The sequence below is a fragment of the Exiguobacterium sp. RIT452 genome, assembly GCF_003598705.1.
In the GTDB taxonomy this organism is placed as follows: Bacteria; Bacillota; Bacilli; order Exiguobacteriales; family Exiguobacteriaceae; genus Exiguobacterium_A; species Exiguobacterium_A undae.
Genome location: NZ_QXJB01000001.1, coordinates 894,554 through 911,560 on the forward strand (window position 1 = coordinate 894,554; position 17,007 = coordinate 911,560).

The window sequence follows — 17,007 nt, forward strand, 5'->3', positions numbered from 1 at the left end:
GATGAAACGGATCTATTTTTTACACGGATTCATGGGAACAGGACAAACCCATTTCGAACAACAAATCGCTTATTTCAAGAAAGAATATGACATCATCGTGATGGATTTACCCGGACATGGTACGTCAGAAGATGCAGCAGCCGTGGAATACATCGAGCAGGCGACGGTCAGTCTGATCAACCGCATCCGCGAAACCGGACCCGGTCATCTCGTCGGTCTGTCTCTTGGGGCGTCACTCGCGATTCAAGTCGCACTGAAAGCACCGGAGTTGGTTGGTAGAATCATCTTGACCGGATATACACCGGTCGTACCGGAAGAACTTACGGACGTCATGGCACAACAATACACTTACTTTCTCGACATCAAACAACATGAGCCGTTGATTGCCGCTCAGTTCGAAGACTTGCACGGGACACGTTGGCAAGAGACGATGCAACGTGTGTTGCATCAGATGACGTTCCGTTATCCTACCATGACCAAACAATCGTTACAGCATCTGCAAGCTCCCGTCTTCATTTTAAACGGCATGGTGCAAGAGCATGAGGTCACCGGTGCATCCCGCTTCCAACGCGAGTATCCCAACACACAGATTCATTTGATTCCAGATGCCGGCCATACCGCGAACCTCGATCAGCCCGATTTGTTTAATCACCAATTGAACCAGGTGTTGCAACAGTCAAACGAGTAATTTCGTCGTCTGTTTATCCCGGTACATCGCCTGATCCGCTTTTCGGAGGACATCCGCGAGATCGGTTGTCGCCGGATTGTAGGCAAATCCGATCGCGACCGACAACTCGTGTTTGATGAATTCGGAGCGCAACTGTTCGACCAAGAGCAGGCAATCCTGCTCCGCATGATCCCGGCAAATGATGACAAACTCATCGCCGCCGAGGCGGTACGCTTCAAACGCACACCGTGACAGACAAAGCGCGGTCTGTTGCAACAAGGCATCTCCAGCGACGTGGCCAAATCGGTCATTGATCTGTTTGAGGTCATTGAGATCCAGCGCGATGACACCGAGCCGGACAGGGGACGCTTGCATCATTTCTTTGAGTAATCCATCAAAGGTATGCCGGTTCAAGAGACCCGTCAACGGATCTTGCCGGTACAGTTGCTCGAGTTCCCGTTGTTTGGTTTTTGCCGCGTCCATATTGCGGATGACGCCCTGAACGGCAACGAGTTCTCCTCGTTCGTAAATCGGTGTCGTGTACTCTTCAAACCAGGTGTATGTCCCGTCGTTCGTCCGCCAACGTTGGGTGAACGGTTCCTCGTAATTGCAGTTACCGGATAATTTAGACATCAGGATTTCGACGTCCTCCGGATGAATTCGGTCGAAACACTCTGACGGGTCGGCATAACTCGCTTTTACGGTTCCGGCACCGATATGGTCATCCAGTGAAGGACTGATGTAGCGAAACCGATAGACGGGCTTCACCTCGAAGATATACATGATGTCTTTGGAATGGTTGCCAAAGGTAGAAATAGTCGATTGGACAGGTGACACCGGCTTAACTTTTTTGAAGAGCCATCGACAAAGTAATGTAATTCCAATTCCAATCGTAATGCCTGTCCACAACAAAGATGCTCACCTGCCTTATGTACATTGATTTGATTCACTAAAAGATCTATATCCTAACAACAAATGGAACGCTGATTTATGAGACACAGTAAATTATAACAAACCACCTGACTATTATATACATAAAATGGAATTTTACTTACTTTAACGGGCGATGAAAAATATATGTAAAAACGGTACTCGGAATCTCCGGTACCGTTTTTTGATAAATGTGTCTTCTACCCACTGCTTTAGTCGAAAGTACGTTTGGCCAGGTATATGTTATACAATGCAATTCGACAACTCACTTGATCGTTTCACCTGAACTGATTAAAATTTATTGAATTTTGCGCCAGCCCAACTGATATTCAGTACCGTTAACATTAGACAAATGAAGACACTTACGTAGTTCAATTCATGGAGATCAAGTAACTGATGCTCGGCCAGCGTCAAGATCTTTGCTGGGACAATCTGAGATAATGCATGGCTAAAATTTTTAGTGAAGATCCAAAAAAGTGCAAAAGTAATGGTTAGGATAGCAATCAGAATTTGATTTTTAACAAACGTGCTGATTAAAATCACTAGACTGATAAGGTAAAGAATCCACAGACTGTACAATACTAAAAAACCGAGTAGCTTCAGAAAAGAAAACGTCCCAAACAAATAAACGGTGTATAGATAAGAAACAAGTACTCCGACTGAAATAGAGAACATGCTAATCAACCAATGACCAATTAATTTTGAATAAAGATAACTGTACAAGGAAACCGGTCGAGTCAATATAAAGTCTTGCATACCACTGTTACGATCTGTTGCAATCAGACCCATAAAGCTGATAATTAAAATAATCAGACCGATTTGATTGAATTGACCGGAGATGGTCGATAAAAAGACGTCTGTTGCGTTGGGTACTTGTCTGTTTGGATCAATAACAATTCCAGATGTGTCACCAATATGATTAAGAATGACGTCCATATACTTATTAATGAGCGGTTGCGTGACACCGAGAGTGCCGAAAAACAAGGTTAACCAAATAAATTTATATTCCTTCAATGCTTCTGCCAGTTCAGCTCGGACGAGAATAAAAAGATTATTCATATCTCTGACACCATCTCAATAAATACTTGTTCTAAGTCCTTTTGGTGAAATCCAATCGTGATAACCTCTATAGATTGAGCCGTACATGCCTTAATGACGTTCTTTAAAACGAATTCTTTATCACCGGATAAAAGAATGGTGTGCGGAGATAGGAATTGCACAGATTCAAAGTCAGAATGCATCTTAAGTCGATCAATGTTTTTCATATCCTTAACCTGTAATAAAACCTTTCTCCGATCGACATGTTGCAATCGACTGTTGATATTACCGATGACCTGTCCATTCTTCATGATGATGTATCGATCACAAATTTCGCCGGTATCATCTAAAATATGCGTCGAAATAAGAATCGTGGTATGCAACTTGAGACGCTCCATTAGTTTTTTCATTTCATTTCTGCCAATCGGATCGAGGGAAGACATTGGTTCATCCAAAATAAGAAGACGCGGATTGTGTAAAATCGCTTGAGCGACTCCCAGTCGTTGTTTCATTCCACCCGATAACTGTTCGACCTTAAAATGATCCTTACCGAAAAGGCCGACTTCTTCCAAAAGTGTAGGAATTCTTTTTTGTACTAGTTTTTTTTCAAGACCTGACAGTTGCCCGAAAAACAGTAAAGATTCACGACAAGTCATCCACGCCTTAAAATCCGTGTATTGAGAGAGATAACCAATATCCTTTTTGTGCTGTTCAATAGGTTGGGAATCCATTCGTATACTGCCGTTTTCGTATGATAAAATTCCTGTCATGCATTTTATAAGTGTCGTTTTACCTGCGCCATTAGGACCGATTAAACCGACACATTCATTTTCTGCAATCGATAGATTGATTCCCTTTAAGATTTTTCTGTTCTCCAGCGTCTTATGGAGATTATCAATTATGATCATCGCGAATCACTCTCCTTCCAACTATCAAATACGCGATGGGACCAACTGTCTGCATGCATACGATGACAACTAACCAGACGTATGGTGCAGCAATATGTTTTTTTCGTTTAAACCAGTCCAAAAGAGCAAGGCCAATCAATAAAAAATTAAACAGGAGAATTGGGAGGATTAAAGGGAAAATCTGATACCAATCGATTTCCAACAAAACAGTTACATCTGTATTCATATAGTCACCTCTTTATATTATCATTATCGATAATGATAATATATAAGTCAATCCTATTTTTTCCTTTCATGAAAATGATAAATTAAATTCCGAACATCCATGGGCATATGGTATGTTCACTAATAAGGAACTATAAGACAAAGGAAAAACGCCAGAAAATCGATAGGAAGGATGATGAAATATGGTCATGATTCCTGATTCAATCCTATTTTCTTATACTTTTATCAGCCGCCCCAACGAACTTTCAAAACAATCGGCTAGAGATGTTTCAGCGATTCTCTCGATTGAAGCATGGTTTGTGATTCAAATAAATCAAATCGCTTATTTAAACATATCGGTTCCGATTTTGGAGTTATACAAAGCATTGTATCGTTGGAAAGAACAGGTGAAACCCACTAACGTTCCAGAGTTTCATTACTATTCCGTCGAGCATGATGATAAAGATGGAGCCATCCTGTCCATGTTGCCTTTTTCTAGTCGAGGAAGAATCACATCCATCTGGGGAGAGGTAGATGTATATAACGTGCTGCCTCTAAATGACTTGGTTGTCGCTTTATTCCGATTGGAGAACGATTTAAAATCGGACATTGAAACTTATTTTGGCATCAAGTTGGATCATTTTATTCAAAACATTCCCTATAGAATGAACTGAGCTTACGAATGGGATTTTCTCGTAAAAGGACAATAAAAAAAGAAGTATCGTTTACTATGATGTGTAAGGGGATAAAATTCGATGGATTTTGATTTATTTAAAAACCAGGTAAGATTTAAAATCGCGTTGGAGTTGATTGACCGTGACGAAGGATTGTCGATCATGCAACTCCACAAGTTGCTCAAAGAAATTCCACAAGCCACTCTGTATCGGCATGTAAACTCGATGATCGAGGATTCTTTACTAAAAATTGTTGGAAATCAACGTGTTGGAAAAGTAGAGGAAAAGATATATGCCTTGAATACAACAGGTTACAGAATCAAAGAAGAGGACTGGACTTCTGCAACGTACACGGAAAAAGCCAACTTCATATCCTTCTACTTTGTGTATATCTTACAGAATTATAAAAACTATCATGACAATAGCGTGAAGGAGGGATTACAAGACAAATCAACGTTTTCGCTAGTTAAACTGAATTTACCTGATGAATCATTTAATGAGTTTCAATCCGAACTCCGGTCATTGATGGAAAAGTACCATCAGTTATCAGGAGACAACGAAGATCAAGAGAGAGTGGTATCGCTGGTGATCGTTCCGTAATCACAATTAGTTGTTAGACATAAACAGACAAAAGAGTATAATCTACCAGAATAAAAGTAGACGATACTCTTTAGAACGTTAAAACGTCAGATACGTCCGAAATCCGCGATTCGCATAATACGAGTCCGCCCCGTTGTGATAAGTGAAGACGTTGCCGTACCGCCGGTCACAAAAGAGGGCGCCGCCTTGCATGCGGATGGACTCCGGAGTCTCGATCCAGCTCGACGTCTTCAGGTCAAACGCCCCAACCGTCTGCAGATGACGGTAGTGGTCTTCCGTTAAGACGGCCACACCGTACTCGCTTGCTGTCGCCACGGCGCTGCCGAGCGGTTTGTTTTTCTTCCGTTTTTCCAGTGCTTCGTTGTCGTAACATAAGCTGCGCCGTCCGGTTGGACTCTCTTCCGCACAGTCGACATACAGCCACTGACCGTCCGGCATGACCACCACATCCGGTTCGCCGCCGGTCTGTTCCATCCAGTCGAGTGCACGAAGATGATCGTCTGTCAGCTTAACTTCAACCGTTGACCAGGTAAGCGCCGGGTGGCGGTCCGGATAGCGGATGAAGCGGTCGTGTAACGTTTTTCGTAAGTCCTCATACTCCTTTGGCATGTTGCTGCTCCTCTCATATGGGACAAACCCCCTCGTACTGAAGTACAAGGGGACGTCGTCATTGTTCCAAATACCGGTACAACGTACTTTTACTGATACCGGTCTTTTCACGGATATCGGCTAAACTGTATTGCTTGCTTTGATACATCTCAATCGCCCGTTTGACGTTTTCGTCCGGTTTACGTGGTCGTCCCGTCTGTTTGCCGAGTTCCTTTGCTTTTGATAAGCCTTCGCGTGTCGTCATGCTGACGACATCACTCTGCAGCGCGACGAGGTGCTGGACGATTTCGCGAAATGAATGGGGCAAGGCTTGACGGGTGTCGATGTTTTCCCGGATTGACCATAAAAACGCCTGTTTGCTGTCAAGAAGGTCTAAAACTTCGATGAGATGCCGGGATGAATCGGCTAATACATACAAGTGAGAGACAAGCAGGACATCCCCTTGCGCTAAATCCTCCAATGTTTGATCGAGAACGTGACGCCGTTTGGAAGAACTGTGGTCTTCTCTCCTCGTGTCATCGACCTCATACGTTCCGAGTATTGCCGCCTGTTTCTCACAAGCCGGATCTTCAAAAAATGGTCGCATATAGCCAATAATCATGTTTTTCTCCTCACTGAAATCATAATACACCAAAAAACCATTCAGACAGAAAGTGCCAAAATAGTTCCTTTTTAGGGAAGATAGGTGCTACGTTGAACGAACTTCATACGATATTTAACGATCGGTCACTTCCTAGTATAAGGGAAATCAGAGATGGATGAAAGGAAAGGGGACGATCTCCGTCGCCTGGACGCTGAATTCTGAGACAATCGCGTTCTCGATCTTTTCCAAAAAAAACATCACTCACTCTACTGACTGTAAGTACTAGCTCTACCGAACCCAGTGTTCCTGAATCTGTTGACAAAACCGCGGTCGCAAATCGATTTCAACCGTTTGAAGGATATCACCTTGATCGAGGGTCAACAGTATCCGTGACGCATGCGCATCATCTTGCATGATTTCAAAGGTCTTTACCTGTTTTAAGGACAATGATGAAATCAAGTGACCGCTATCTAGATGAGTGACTTGAATAGATACTTCCTGCATGGCAGGGGAGACAACGACAATGAATTGTTCGTACGCATTCGTAAATCGATAGGTCGTCTCGTTGTAAAACAAATCGCTTGCTTCACTTGCATCCGAGACAACCGGTTCAGAACGAAACAAAGCGATTAAATCGATAACTTCTGGAAAACGTGTCAACTGTCCATTCCTCCTATTCATCATATTTATCTTCCTTAACGATACACGAAAATCCCCACCTGTAGGAACAGGTGGGGAAAAACGTCATTTCGAGACGATTGAAATGCGTTGTTGGTCGTGACGGTGGTGTTCGACTTCATCCGCTACAGCAACCGCATAATCCCGGTAACTGACATAACTCTCTCCGGCACTATTCAACGTCAAGACATCATGTGCCAGCTGGTATTGACCGGTCCGTTCACCGTCCGGATCAAAGAAGGCCGCCGGACTGATGAAGGTCCAGTGCAGGTCAGTCGTTTGTTGTAAGTCTTCCAAATTCTTCGCTTGATTTTTTGCGGTCGGCAGATACGCGTCGGGAAACTCCGGTGTATCCGCCAGCTGGATGGTTTGTTCCGGATCGACATAGAGACTGCCGGCTCCACCGACGACAAGCAAACGGGTTCGTGTCCCTTGCAGCTGTTTAATCAGATGCTGTCCCAGCTCGACGTGCTGTTGTTCTTGTCCCGGTGCGGCACCAAAGGCATTAATGACGACATCAAAACCCGATAAGTCGTCCTTTGATAAGGCAAAGGCATCTTTTTCAAGGACCGTCTCATGATTCGTCCGCGCTGCATTCCGGACGATTGCCGTCAAGGCATGACCTCGTCCTGCCAGTTCTTCCAACAGAACACGACCGGCTTTTCCGCTGGCTCCAATAATCGCAATCTTCATTACAAACGCCTCCTTAAGGAATATGTAGCTGATACATGTAATTATTTTAGTTACAGAAATTACGGTTGTCAAGGAAATTGACATTAAAGGTCGTCCTTATTAAACTAGAAGCATTGGTGGTGAAACAGATGATTAACAGTCGATTAGCCGTTTCCGTTCATATCTTGTCGTTGATTGCGTCCCACCCGGATCAAGCCATGTCTTCCGAATTCATCGCCGGAAGTGTCAATACGAATCCGGTCGTTATTCGGCGATTGACGGGCTCGTTGCGGCAAGCTGGACTGCTCGCGACGACAGCAGGAAAGTCTGGAGCGATGTTGACGAAACGTCCGGAAGACATCACATTGTTGATGATTTACCGGGCGGTCGAATCCAAGGATAACTTATTTTCGATCCACGAACACCCGAATCCGGCCTGTCCCGTCGGTCGAAATATCCAATCGACGCTCGACAACACCTTCATGCGGGCGCAACGGGCACTCGAAGCCGAACTTGAAGCCGAAACATTGGCCGATGTCATGCACCATCTTGCTCAGGCAAGATGATGTCTGCCGGACTTTTTTGTAATCGTTTCCATAGGAGAGGAGAAACACTATCATGCGTCTGGTCAGTTATTCAGCCGTCAGTGCGATTGGTTCCTTTTTATTATTCACGGCATACGCCTTTGTGACGACGATCGAAAATGAATTTTTATACCAATTCGGAACGTTTGCGACGACGTTGTTTACGTTTGCGATTGGTCTTCCGATGCTGTTCATTACAAGGCACTATCCATTGTCCTTACGTCTCTTGATCTATCTGACAGCAGGTGTCTTCACGATTCTGTTGTTCATCGGCTTTTATGATTACTTTGGTCAGATGTCGTTTGTTGAATCGAGAAGCAACCTCGGGGGCATCATTCAGTTCGCGACACTTGCCTGTTTGTTTTACATCGTCCCGTACGAATGGTTGTATCTCAAAAAACGTTCGTCGAATCACCCGTCGATGTCTTCTTAAAAGACCTTCCGTAAAAGAAGGTCTTTTTTTGCAGGAATTCCCAAATAAAAGGAGAATTATGTAGACATCCCAGTACGACAAGGAGGACAAACATGCAAGATTCATTCATTTGCCAACAGATCGGAAAGTCTTTTACCGGAGACGGTATCGAAACACATGCCTTGACGGACATCAACCTGACACTCGAAGCAGGTGATTTCATCTCGATCATCGGTCCATCCGGTTCCGGAAAGTCAACCTTACTCAGCTTGATCGGGACACTCGACCGGCCGACGAACGGAACGTTATCGTACGGTGACCAATCGATTCATCACTTGAAGAGTCGGGAACTGTCCGACTTCCGGTTTGAGAACGTCGGCTTCATTTTCCAACAGTTTCATCTGATTCCGACCTTGACGGCACTCGAAAACGTCATGGCGCCCTTATTCGGACGAAAGGTGACGTATGATAAAAAGGAACGCGCGCTGTCGCTCCTCGAAAAAGTGGGGCTGGCGGATAAAGCCGGTTCGCTGCCGTCCCAATTATCCGGCGGACAACAGCAACGTGTCGCGGTTGCCCGCGCTTTGGTCCATGAGCCGAAATGGTTACTCGCTGACGAACCGACCGGCAATCTGGATACGGAAACCGGCGAGATCATCTTCAACCTGTTACGGAGTCTGAATGAAGAGAAGGGGTGCGGCGTCTTGTTCGTCACCCATGATCCAGCACTTGCAGAGCGGGCGAACCGGAAAATCGAAATGCGGGACGGATTGATCATCGAAGACCGCCGGCTGGTCCGCACGTAACGAGACCTCCTTTTTGAATTCAGCGTGGCGACGGCTTACACTAAGGTGTGAGGAGGCGATCAGATGCGCTTAGGAATTTTAGATCAAGTCCCGTTACATGAAGGTGATACGATTGAACAGACGATGGAAATGACGCAACAATTGGTCATCGAGGCGGAGCGCCTCGGCTATGAACGCTACTGGTTTGCCGAACACCATAACACCAATGGTCTGCTGAGCGCGGCTCCGGAACTGTTCATCGCCCGGATGGGGGCCGTGACGTCACGGATCAAACTCGGGTCCGGTGGTGTTTTACTGCCGCAATACCGTCCGTTAAAAATCGCCGAGACGTTTTCAACGTTAGCCGCCTTTTATCCGAACCGGATTGAACTGGGGATCGGCAATTCACCGGGTGGCAGTGAACGGACACGGCGTGCATTGACGGACGGGGCAGACAACGAGGCAGCCGCATTTCCGCGGCTGCTTGACGAAGTCAACGGCTTTTTGACGGATTCCTTGTCGTCGCGCCATCCGTACCGGATTGTCAAGACGACGCCCCGTATCACAGATGAGCTTCCGCTCTCTGTTCTCGGGTTGTCTCCGCGCAGTGCAAAGCTTGCCGCCGAACGGGGACACGGTCTCGTCTTTGGCCACTTCATCAATCCCGACCGCTGGGAAGAAACGTTACAGACTTACCGCGACGAATTCATCACCGTCGACGGGCGTCAACCAAACGTCATCGTTTGCGTCTTCGTCATCTGTGCCGAGACGGAACAAGAGGCGGAACGATTGGCGCGGACACAGGATGCCTGGATACAAGGAATCCGTCTTGGTCATTCGATCGTCCCGTCTTTTGCGACGACGGATACGAAACGATGGAACACGGAACAACAACAACGGATTGAGCATGACCGTCGGCGAACGATCGTCGGGACACCGGAGCAGGTGGCGACGGAATTACGGCAACTGGCAATCCGGTATCAAACCGATCAGTTTTTGTTGATCAACAACGCCTTTGACCAACACAAACGGCTCCGGTCCTATCAGTTGATTGCGCAGCAGTTGCTCGATTAAACGAAAAACACCGGCTCCAGACCGGAGACGGTGTTTTTGTGCGACTTATTGTTGCGCTGTCGGACGAATCAAGATTTCGTTGACCGCAACATCGTCCGGCTCATTGACGGCGTAGGCGATGGCACGAGCAATCGCATCCGCATCCATTGCTTTTAAGTCGCCGATCCCTTGTTTGATCTCTTCATCAGTGATGTGATCCTTCAGTTCCGTATCGACGGCTCCAGGTGAGATGATCGTCGCCCGAATGTTGTTTTCGACCGATTCTTCTTTTCTGAGACCTTCCGTAATCGCACGGACGGCAAATTTTGTCCCGCTGTAGACGGCGCTTGACGGCATGACGTCGTGTCCGGCAATCGACGAGATGTTGATGATGTGTCCGCGTTGTTGCTTACGCATATACGGCAAGACGGCACCGATTCCGTACAAGACACCTTTGATGTTGACGTCCACCATCGTGTTCCACTCGTCTTGTTTGTTTTTATTCAACTTCGACAACGGCATTAAACCGGCGTTATTGACGAGAACGTCAACCGAACCAAATGTGTCTTGTGCCAGTTTGGCAAGTTCTTCGACTTGTGCCGAATCCGTTACATCGGTCACTTGGTAAACGGCTTTTCCACCGAGCTCTTCAATTTCTTTTTGTAATGTTTGCAGTCGATCTTCCCGGCGTGCTGCGAGGACAAGACGTGCTCCTTGTTTCGCCAGTAACTTAGCCGTAGCTTCCCCGATTCCGCTTGATGCACCTGTAATGATGACGACTTTGTTTTCAACCATGAAAAAAACCTCCTACATATTTTTTGACTCAACCCTAAAAGTATTAACCTGTTTTCGATACAAACAAACCTCTGACGAACAGTTCGGGGTCGGAAAGGACTAAAAAAGATGCGAAAAGGATTGTGGATTGGTCTTTTAGTGATAGTGGGCTTGATTTTATTTTTTGAACCGTTTCGTGGTTCACCACCGGAACCGGACGTGTCCGTTCAAGGGAAAGAGATCGAGGTGACGAGTGGATCCTATTGTTGGAATGGTCTCTTCATCAGTCAATGTGCCGATACCGTTTATTCAACACCACTTGAAATGACGGCAAAACATACACCGACGGTCGTCGAACCGGGAGCAACGATTGAAGTGGCCTTTAACGACGGTCCGTCGCCTGAACGTATCAAAAGCGAACGTTGGCTGGAAGACGGAACAAACAAAACGGTTCAGCTGAAAAATGAACGGTTGACCGTACCGAACAAACCAGGTCGCTACATCTACCATATCTACGGGTGGTGGAAGCAAGGCGACGGAAACGTCGCGTTCATTGTCGAAGTAAAATGATATTGACATTTATTTTTTAGTATGATAGTCAACTTAAAGTGTTAGGGTTTATGAAAGTTCCTTTCTCTATTCCGGATGAAAGGAGCTTTTTTTATCGAATATAGTAGATTAAACACTGGATTAACACGACCTCAATGCTAAATTTTCAGAATAATAGAACTTTATTAAAATGCGGAAATAAATGTTTTGGGGTCTAGTGAACGGGAATAAACACACCATACACATAATATTTCAGCTAGCGAAAGTCTTGTGTGAAAGAAATTTACAACCTAAAAGGAGAGATGAAGATGAATGGGTTCAATCGCTTTTTACTCGTTCTCATCGGTCTACTTGGGTTAGTGAGCGTCGCCCTGCTCGTACTCGGCGTTTATGACGTTCCTCGCCTCAGCCCGTTACTCGAACAATGGCAAGATCAACAATGGTACAGTTACACGGTTCTCTCGATTGGTGGATTTTTAGCTTTCGTATTCGTCATTCTCTTATTCACGGGATTACTCAGCCGCTCGAAAGGTCAACGGTTGTTGATCCGGACAGGAGACGGCAACATCACGATTTCGAAAGAAACGATTGAACGGACCGCACTCGAATCGATTCGGGGACTCAATGGTGTAAGAACCCCAAGCGTCCGCGCCGATATTCATTCGAAAAAAGAGACGGTCGCCTTAACGGTGGACTGCTCGGTCTTTGGTCAAGAAGGATTACCGACGATCGGCAAAGAGATTCAAGAGCGGGCAAAACATGCCGTTGAATCCCTGCTTGAACTGCCGGTAACGAGTACAAAAGTCAAAATCAGTGATACCAAAACCAAAACGTCAGAACGTGTCGTCTAAAGGAGGGAATGAACATGAGTACGAAAGAACAACTCTATCCGTATCGGTTTCGCTTAATCGGTGGTCTTGTTGGACTCGTGATTGCGGTTCTGTTCCTGACGATCGGGTTCGGACCAACGCTGTTGCTCCTTGTGTTTACCGCCATCGGTTTTCTGATTGGGAAATGGCGCGACGGAGCACTCGATATTGAAGGATGGATTCAGTTCTTTAACCGGGACTGATTCATATAAATACACTTACACTTACACTTTATTCAAAAGGAGAGATTTCAAATGGCAAACGAATCATTAAACACGACTGGACAAAATGAAGAGGTACGTACAAACAAATTGACTTTCGAAGATCAGGTCATCAAAAAAATCGCCGGGATTGCTTCAAACGAAGTACAGGGCATCTTATCGATGAGTGGTGGATTCATGAGCGGTTTGACGGATCGTCTCCGCAGCACAGAAGACATCACAAAAGGAGTCGGCGCTGAAGTCGGCGAGCGGCAAGTGGCGCTTGACCTGCGTGTCATCGTCGAATACGGCAAAAACATCCCGTCCATCTTCCAAGAAACCGTCGCTAAAATCAAAAAAGCGATTGGTGATATGACAGGTCTTGAAGTCGTCGAAGTCAACATGCACGTCGAAGACGTCATGACGCGGGCCGAGTTTGATGCAAAAAGTAAAAACGAACAGGCAGAAGAAAAAACAAGCCGTGAATTAAAATAAACCAAGACGTATTACCAGAAATCCGGTCACGGGTTTCTGGTTTTTTTGTGTTCAACCGAAGGACTATTCGTCGAATTTCGTGATGCAACATGACTTTCCAGACCAAAAACGGGAAAAGAAGAAGGTAAGGGTGAATCCAATCAGAAAGGGTGAGGCATCATGCGTGTATCGGGAAAAGTCATCATCGTCACCGGAGCCGCTTCCGGAATGGGAAAAGCCATGGCAGAGTTGTTTGCAGCAGAAGGGACACATGTCGTCGTCTCGGACATTCATTACGCGGGGGCACAAGAAGTTGCTGAAGCAATCACGAAAAACGGCGGAACGGCAATCGCCGTAGAAACGAACGTCGCGGAAGAAGCCGCCGTCCGCCAATTGATCGACGACACGCTGTCAACGTACGGAAAACTGGATATTCTCGTTAATAATGCCGGAATCATGGACGGAATGGAAGGTGTCGAAGACGTCACGGACGAACGCTGGGAACGGGTCTTTTCCGTCAATACGACCGGCGTCATGCGGTTAATGCGTCTCGTCCTGCCGATCTTTCGGGCACAGGGGCACGGCATCATTCTCAACAACATTTCCATCGGCGGTTTAAACGGGGCGCGGGCCGGGGCCGCCTATACGGCATCGAAACATGCCGTCGTCGGATTGACCAAAAACACAGCCTATCTCTATGCGAACGAAGGAATCCGCTGTAACGGGATTGCGCCGGGAGCGGTCGAGACGAACATCGGTCAATCGATGACCAACATCAACGACTTCGGAATGGGACGGACGATGCTCGGGATGGGCTTAAATCCACGTACCGCGAAACCTGAAGAAATTGCCAAGCTGGCACTGTTCCTCGTGTCGGAAGAAAGCAGCTTCGTCAATGGAGCGATTGTCGTTGCCGACGGCGGTTGGAGCGCTTATTAAAGAATTGTCCTCAGGTTCCCTTGCAGGGGACCTTTTTTAATGAAGCCTTACGGTGCCATGACCCGAGAGGACTTACAAAATCTTTGCATACCAATAAATTATTTACTGGATTACAGTTTAAAATGGAAGGAATTAGACAATAGGAGGGATAATAAGACAGTGTAAGCATTATGCTGACAAGCGAGTCGAACTTTAGGGAGGGACAGATATGTCGATGCAAGATCAAGCAACTCAAGTCACGGATACACAAGTCGTTCGTGCCATCGAACAAAACTTAGCCATCATTCGGTTTGATGACCGGCGCAAAGTCGCCTATGTCAACGAGCTGTTTGCCCGAACGATGGGATACGAAGTCAACGAGTTAATCGGTAAGTACCATCGTGATCTCTGTTTTCCCGAATATACAAGCAGTCCGGCTTATGAAGTATTTTGGCGGAAGTTGATGCAAGGCATCACCTATCAGGATAAAATCGAACGGAAGGCTGCCGATGGACAACATAAGTGGCTGGAAGCAACCTATATGCCGATCTTCTCCGACGACGGACGTCGTGTCGTCGGCGTGTCGAAAATCGCGACCGATATCACCGTCCGGCAACAGGACGTGTTGCGGATGGCTCAGGAATTAAATGAAACCTCAACTTTCCTGACCATTAAGTCGGAAAGCGGCCGTCAGGACGGCTTAAATGTCCTCGCGACCGTCCAGCAAGTCGAAGCGGAATCAACTGAAAATCTGGCAAATCTCGTGCAACTCCAGGCGGAAGCCGATTCGATCACCAACATCGTCAAGACGATTCGGGAAATCGCCGCCCAGACGAACCTCCTTGCCTTGAATGCTGCCATCGAAGCGGCACGGGCGGGTGAACACGGACGTGGATTTAACGTCGTCGCAACCGAAGTCAGGAATTTATCGAATAAGGTCTCCCAGTCGATTGGAGAGGTGAAAGAAAACATCGAAGGCATCGTCAAACGGATCGAAGCTGTTTCGACGAGCATCGAGCGGATTTCGTCCAAGGTCAAGACGAGCAGCGGACAACTTGAACAGACCGTCAACGAATTTGATCTGTTGGCCGAGTCCGCTAAACAACTTGAACGGCAAGCCAAGGACTTTGTCCGCGTCTTGTAAAATGAACAGTATGCAATCCATAACCCCTTTCGCGTATCTTTTTTAACAGGAAGATCTGGAAGGGATTTTTTGTTCATGCTTAAAAGACTATTGTTAAATCGGAATGATTACGATATGATGTAAAACGTAATTATTCCGAAATAGAGGTGAAACATAAATGTCTACATATAAAAAGTGGTCACGACAAATGTTCGTGACCGTCGCCATCGGTACGGCATTCCTTAGCGGGTGCAGTCCGGCAACCGATTCCCCGAAAAATCGGCACTTGACGTTTGTTTACAATTTCGCGACGTTATCCCTCGATCCGCATCGCGACAGCAGTTACGTCCCGTTACGGGCAGGCGTGACAGAGACCTTGGTCCGTCTGGACGACGACAAGCTGACGGTCGAGCCGTGGCTTGCCAAAAGCTGGACGAATGAGAGTCCGACCGTTTGGCGTATCGTTTTACAAAAAGACGTCCAATTTCAAAACGGGGAGCCGCTTGATGCGGCCGCCGTCAAAGCTTCACTGGAGCGGTCAATCCGCGAGAATGCGGGCGTCAAGAACGCCTTAAACATCAAATCCATCACTGTTGACGGCGCGGATCTGCTGATTGAGACCCGGACGGTTTACCCCGAATTCATCTCGGAACTGGTCAATCCGAACACGGCCATCATTGATATCGATGCAAAACGGATTGATACACAACCCGTCGGCACCGGACCGTTTGCCGTCAGCAACTTCTCTCCCGGGACAAAAGTTGATTTGACACGGTTTGACGGATACTGGGGCGAGCAGGCCAAACTGGAGAGCGTTGATTTTCTATTCAACGAGGATGCCGGGGCACGAACGATGGCGTTGCAGTCCGGACAAGCCGATGTCGTCTATCGACCGGAAGTCGAATCCGTCGATCAGCTGAAGAACAAAGGACTGACGGTCGAGGCGGTGGAGACGTTCCGTGTCCATCAACTGACGATGAACGTCTCGAACGGACCGATGCAGTCGTTGCCCGTTCGCCAAGCCATCGATGCGTTAGTTGACCGGGACGAGTTGGTCGATCACGTCCTGCAAGGATATGCGACGGTCGCGACCGGTCCGTTCATCCAGTCGTTTCCGTTTGCGCCGACATACGAAAAACAGACACAGCGGACGGCTGTATCTTATTTAAAGCAGGCGGGCTATACGTTACAGGACGGTCGAATGCAAAAAAACGGTCAACCGTTGACGTTGACGTTGCTGACCTACTCGGCACGACCGGATTTACCGTTGATTGCCCAAGTCCTGCAGGATGATGCGAAGAAAATCGGAATAACGATCAAGATCAAACAGATTGACGTGCCGGAAGAATACATGAGCAGTCACCGGGACTGGGATCTTGCGACCTACAGCAATTTAACGGCACCGCGGGGAGATGCCGGATATTACTTGCATGCGACGTATCATCCGCAGGGGGGATTGAACTTCAGCGGTGTCAACGATCCGTCACTGACACGACAGCTTGATCGTCTGAAGCGAACCGTCAAGCCCGCAGAACGAAATGTCCTCGCTGAACAGATTGCCCGCGAGGTTGATGCCAAGCAACTGAACAGCTTTTTACTCCATCCCTCGACGCTCGTCGCCTACGACAAAACTCACGTCAAAGGCTGGAAAACGGAAAAAAGCGAATACTACATGATCACGAATCAGCTCGAGGTACGGTAAG

23 protein-coding genes are annotated in these 17,007 nt (G+C 46.9%); 14 read left to right on the top strand and 9 right to left on the bottom strand.

Annotation, left to right across the window (positions count from 1 at the left end; all coding sequences use genetic code 11):
- Position 1 precedes the first annotated feature (1 nt).
- Positions 2–688 carry an alpha/beta fold hydrolase gene (locus D3D03_RS04810; protein ID WP_119922978.1) on the top strand — a complete coding sequence of 229 codons (687 nt, stop codon included), beginning with the start codon at positions 2–4 and terminating at the stop codon, positions 686–688.
- Here the strand turns inward: D3D03_RS04810 and D3D03_RS04815 are convergent.
- The 4 genes from D3D03_RS04815 to D3D03_RS04830 form a co-directional block, all read right to left on the bottom strand.
- A complete protein-coding gene (locus D3D03_RS04815) occupies positions 677–1,576 on the bottom strand; it encodes a sensor domain-containing diguanylate cyclase (protein ID WP_147367714.1) in 900 nt (299 codons plus the stop codon). The two genes, D3D03_RS04810 and D3D03_RS04815, sit on opposite strands and share 12 nt — an antisense overlap.
- Before the next feature lie 312 nt (positions 1,577–1,888).
- Positions 1,889–2,656, bottom strand: coding sequence for an ABC transporter permease (locus D3D03_RS04820; protein ID WP_119922980.1), 768 nt, complete (start codon positions 2,654–2,656; stop codon positions 1,889–1,891).
- On the bottom strand, positions 2,653–3,543 hold the full coding sequence (locus tag D3D03_RS04825; RefSeq protein WP_119922981.1) for an ABC transporter ATP-binding protein: 891 nt from the start codon (positions 3,541–3,543) through the stop codon (positions 2,653–2,655). Before D3D03_RS04825 ends, D3D03_RS04820 begins: the two co-directional genes overlap by 4 nt.
- A complete protein-coding gene (locus D3D03_RS04830; RefSeq protein ID WP_119922982.1) occupies positions 3,530–3,769 on the bottom strand; it encodes a PLDc N-terminal domain-containing protein in 240 nt (79 codons plus the stop codon). The genes D3D03_RS04825 and D3D03_RS04830 overlap by 14 nt, the downstream gene beginning before the upstream one ends.
- A 181-nt stretch (positions 3,770–3,950) precedes the next feature.
- Between D3D03_RS04830 and D3D03_RS04835 the strand changes: the two genes are divergently transcribed.
- The gene (locus D3D03_RS04835) at positions 3,951–4,421 is read left to right on the top strand and encodes a DUF7878 domain-containing protein (RefSeq protein WP_119922983.1); all 471 of its coding nucleotides are present in this window, start codon (positions 3,951–3,953) and stop codon (positions 4,419–4,421) included.
- Positions 4,422–4,502: 81 nt separating this feature from the next.
- Positions 4,503–5,021, top strand: a complete 519-nt coding sequence (locus D3D03_RS04840; RefSeq protein WP_026832921.1) for a helix-turn-helix domain-containing protein — start codon at positions 4,503–4,505, stop codon at positions 5,019–5,021.
- Between the two features lie 78 nt (positions 5,022–5,099).
- Here the strand turns inward: D3D03_RS04840 and D3D03_RS04845 are convergent, their stop codons facing one another.
- From D3D03_RS04845 to D3D03_RS04860, 4 genes are all read right to left on the bottom strand, one after another.
- Positions 5,100–5,630 carry a DUF4256 domain-containing protein gene (locus D3D03_RS04845; protein ID WP_119922984.1) on the bottom strand — a complete coding sequence of 177 codons (531 nt, stop codon included), beginning with the start codon at positions 5,628–5,630 and terminating at the stop codon, positions 5,100–5,102.
- A 58-nt stretch (positions 5,631–5,688) separates the two neighbouring features.
- The gene (locus D3D03_RS04850; protein ID WP_026832919.1) at positions 5,689–6,231 is read right to left on the bottom strand and encodes a recombinase family protein; all 543 of its coding nucleotides are present in this window, start codon (positions 6,229–6,231) and stop codon (positions 5,689–5,691) included.
- Positions 6,232–6,501: 270 nt separating this feature from the next.
- Positions 6,502–6,873, bottom strand: a complete 372-nt coding sequence (locus D3D03_RS04855; RefSeq protein ID WP_119922985.1) for a hypothetical protein — start codon at positions 6,871–6,873, stop codon at positions 6,502–6,504.
- Between the two features lie 84 nt (positions 6,874–6,957).
- Positions 6,958–7,584, bottom strand: coding sequence for an NAD(P)-dependent oxidoreductase (locus D3D03_RS04860; RefSeq protein WP_026832918.1), 627 nt, complete (start codon positions 7,582–7,584; stop codon positions 6,958–6,960).
- A 128-nt stretch (positions 7,585–7,712) separates the two neighbouring features.
- Between D3D03_RS04860 and D3D03_RS04865 the strand changes: the two genes are divergently transcribed.
- From D3D03_RS04865 to D3D03_RS04880, 4 genes are all read left to right on the top strand, one after another.
- Positions 7,713–8,129, top strand: coding sequence for an Rrf2 family transcriptional regulator (locus D3D03_RS04865; protein WP_119922986.1), 417 nt, complete (start codon positions 7,713–7,715; stop codon positions 8,127–8,129).
- A gap of 52 nt (positions 8,130–8,181) precedes the next feature.
- Positions 8,182–8,580: a hypothetical protein gene (locus tag D3D03_RS04870; RefSeq protein ID WP_119922987.1), complete on the top strand. Its 399-nt coding sequence runs from the start codon at positions 8,182–8,184 to the stop codon at positions 8,578–8,580.
- 92 nt (positions 8,581–8,672) lie between these two features.
- On the top strand, positions 8,673–9,365 hold the full coding sequence (locus D3D03_RS04875) for an ABC transporter ATP-binding protein (protein ID WP_026832915.1): 693 nt from the start codon (positions 8,673–8,675) through the stop codon (positions 9,363–9,365).
- Between the two features lie 63 nt (positions 9,366–9,428).
- Positions 9,429–10,418 (top strand): LLM class flavin-dependent oxidoreductase, encoded by a 990-nt coding sequence (locus tag D3D03_RS04880; RefSeq protein WP_119922988.1) that lies wholly within the window; start codon positions 9,429–9,431, stop codon positions 10,416–10,418.
- Positions 10,419–10,463: 45 nt separating this feature from the next.
- Here D3D03_RS04880 and D3D03_RS04885 read toward each other — a convergent pair whose 3' ends face one another.
- Complete coding sequence (locus D3D03_RS04885) at positions 10,464–11,192, bottom strand: SDR family oxidoreductase (RefSeq protein WP_026832913.1); 729 nt, start codon at positions 11,190–11,192, stop codon at positions 10,464–10,466.
- 108 nt (positions 11,193–11,300) lie between these two features.
- On the opposite strand from D3D03_RS04885, the gene D3D03_RS04890 reads away from it, so the two are divergent.
- The 7 genes from D3D03_RS04890 (at position 11,301) to nikA (ending at position 17,006) form a co-directional block, all read left to right on the top strand.
- The gene (locus D3D03_RS04890; RefSeq protein WP_119922989.1) at positions 11,301–11,741 is read left to right on the top strand and encodes a hypothetical protein; all 441 of its coding nucleotides are present in this window, start codon (positions 11,301–11,303) and stop codon (positions 11,739–11,741) included.
- A 287-nt stretch (positions 11,742–12,028) separates the two neighbouring features.
- A complete protein-coding gene (gene amaP / locus D3D03_RS04895; RefSeq protein WP_028106213.1) occupies positions 12,029–12,571 on the top strand; it encodes an alkaline shock response membrane anchor protein AmaP in 543 nt (180 codons plus the stop codon).
- Positions 12,572–12,585: 14 nt separating this feature from the next.
- Complete coding sequence (locus D3D03_RS04900; RefSeq protein WP_026832910.1) at positions 12,586–12,792, top strand: DUF2273 domain-containing protein; 207 nt, start codon at positions 12,586–12,588, stop codon at positions 12,790–12,792.
- Positions 12,793–12,843: 51 nt separating this feature from the next.
- Positions 12,844–13,284 carry an Asp23/Gls24 family envelope stress response protein gene (locus D3D03_RS04905; RefSeq protein ID WP_026832909.1) on the top strand — a complete coding sequence of 147 codons (441 nt, stop codon included), beginning with the start codon at positions 12,844–12,846 and terminating at the stop codon, positions 13,282–13,284.
- Positions 13,285–13,443: 159 nt separating this feature from the next.
- Entirely contained in the window at positions 13,444–14,202 is a 759-nt protein-coding gene (locus D3D03_RS04910; protein WP_119922990.1) for an SDR family oxidoreductase, read from the top strand.
- A 208-nt stretch (positions 14,203–14,410) separates the two neighbouring features.
- Positions 14,411–15,325: a methyl-accepting chemotaxis protein gene (locus D3D03_RS04915; protein WP_233550640.1), complete on the top strand. Its 915-nt coding sequence runs from the start codon at positions 14,411–14,413 to the stop codon at positions 15,323–15,325.
- Positions 15,326–15,482: 157 nt separating this feature from the next.
- Positions 15,483–17,006, top strand: a complete 1,524-nt coding sequence (gene nikA / locus D3D03_RS04920) for a nickel ABC transporter substrate-binding protein (RefSeq protein ID WP_233550641.1) — start codon at positions 15,483–15,485, stop codon at positions 17,004–17,006.
- The last annotated feature ends 1 nt before the right edge of the window (position 17,007 follow it).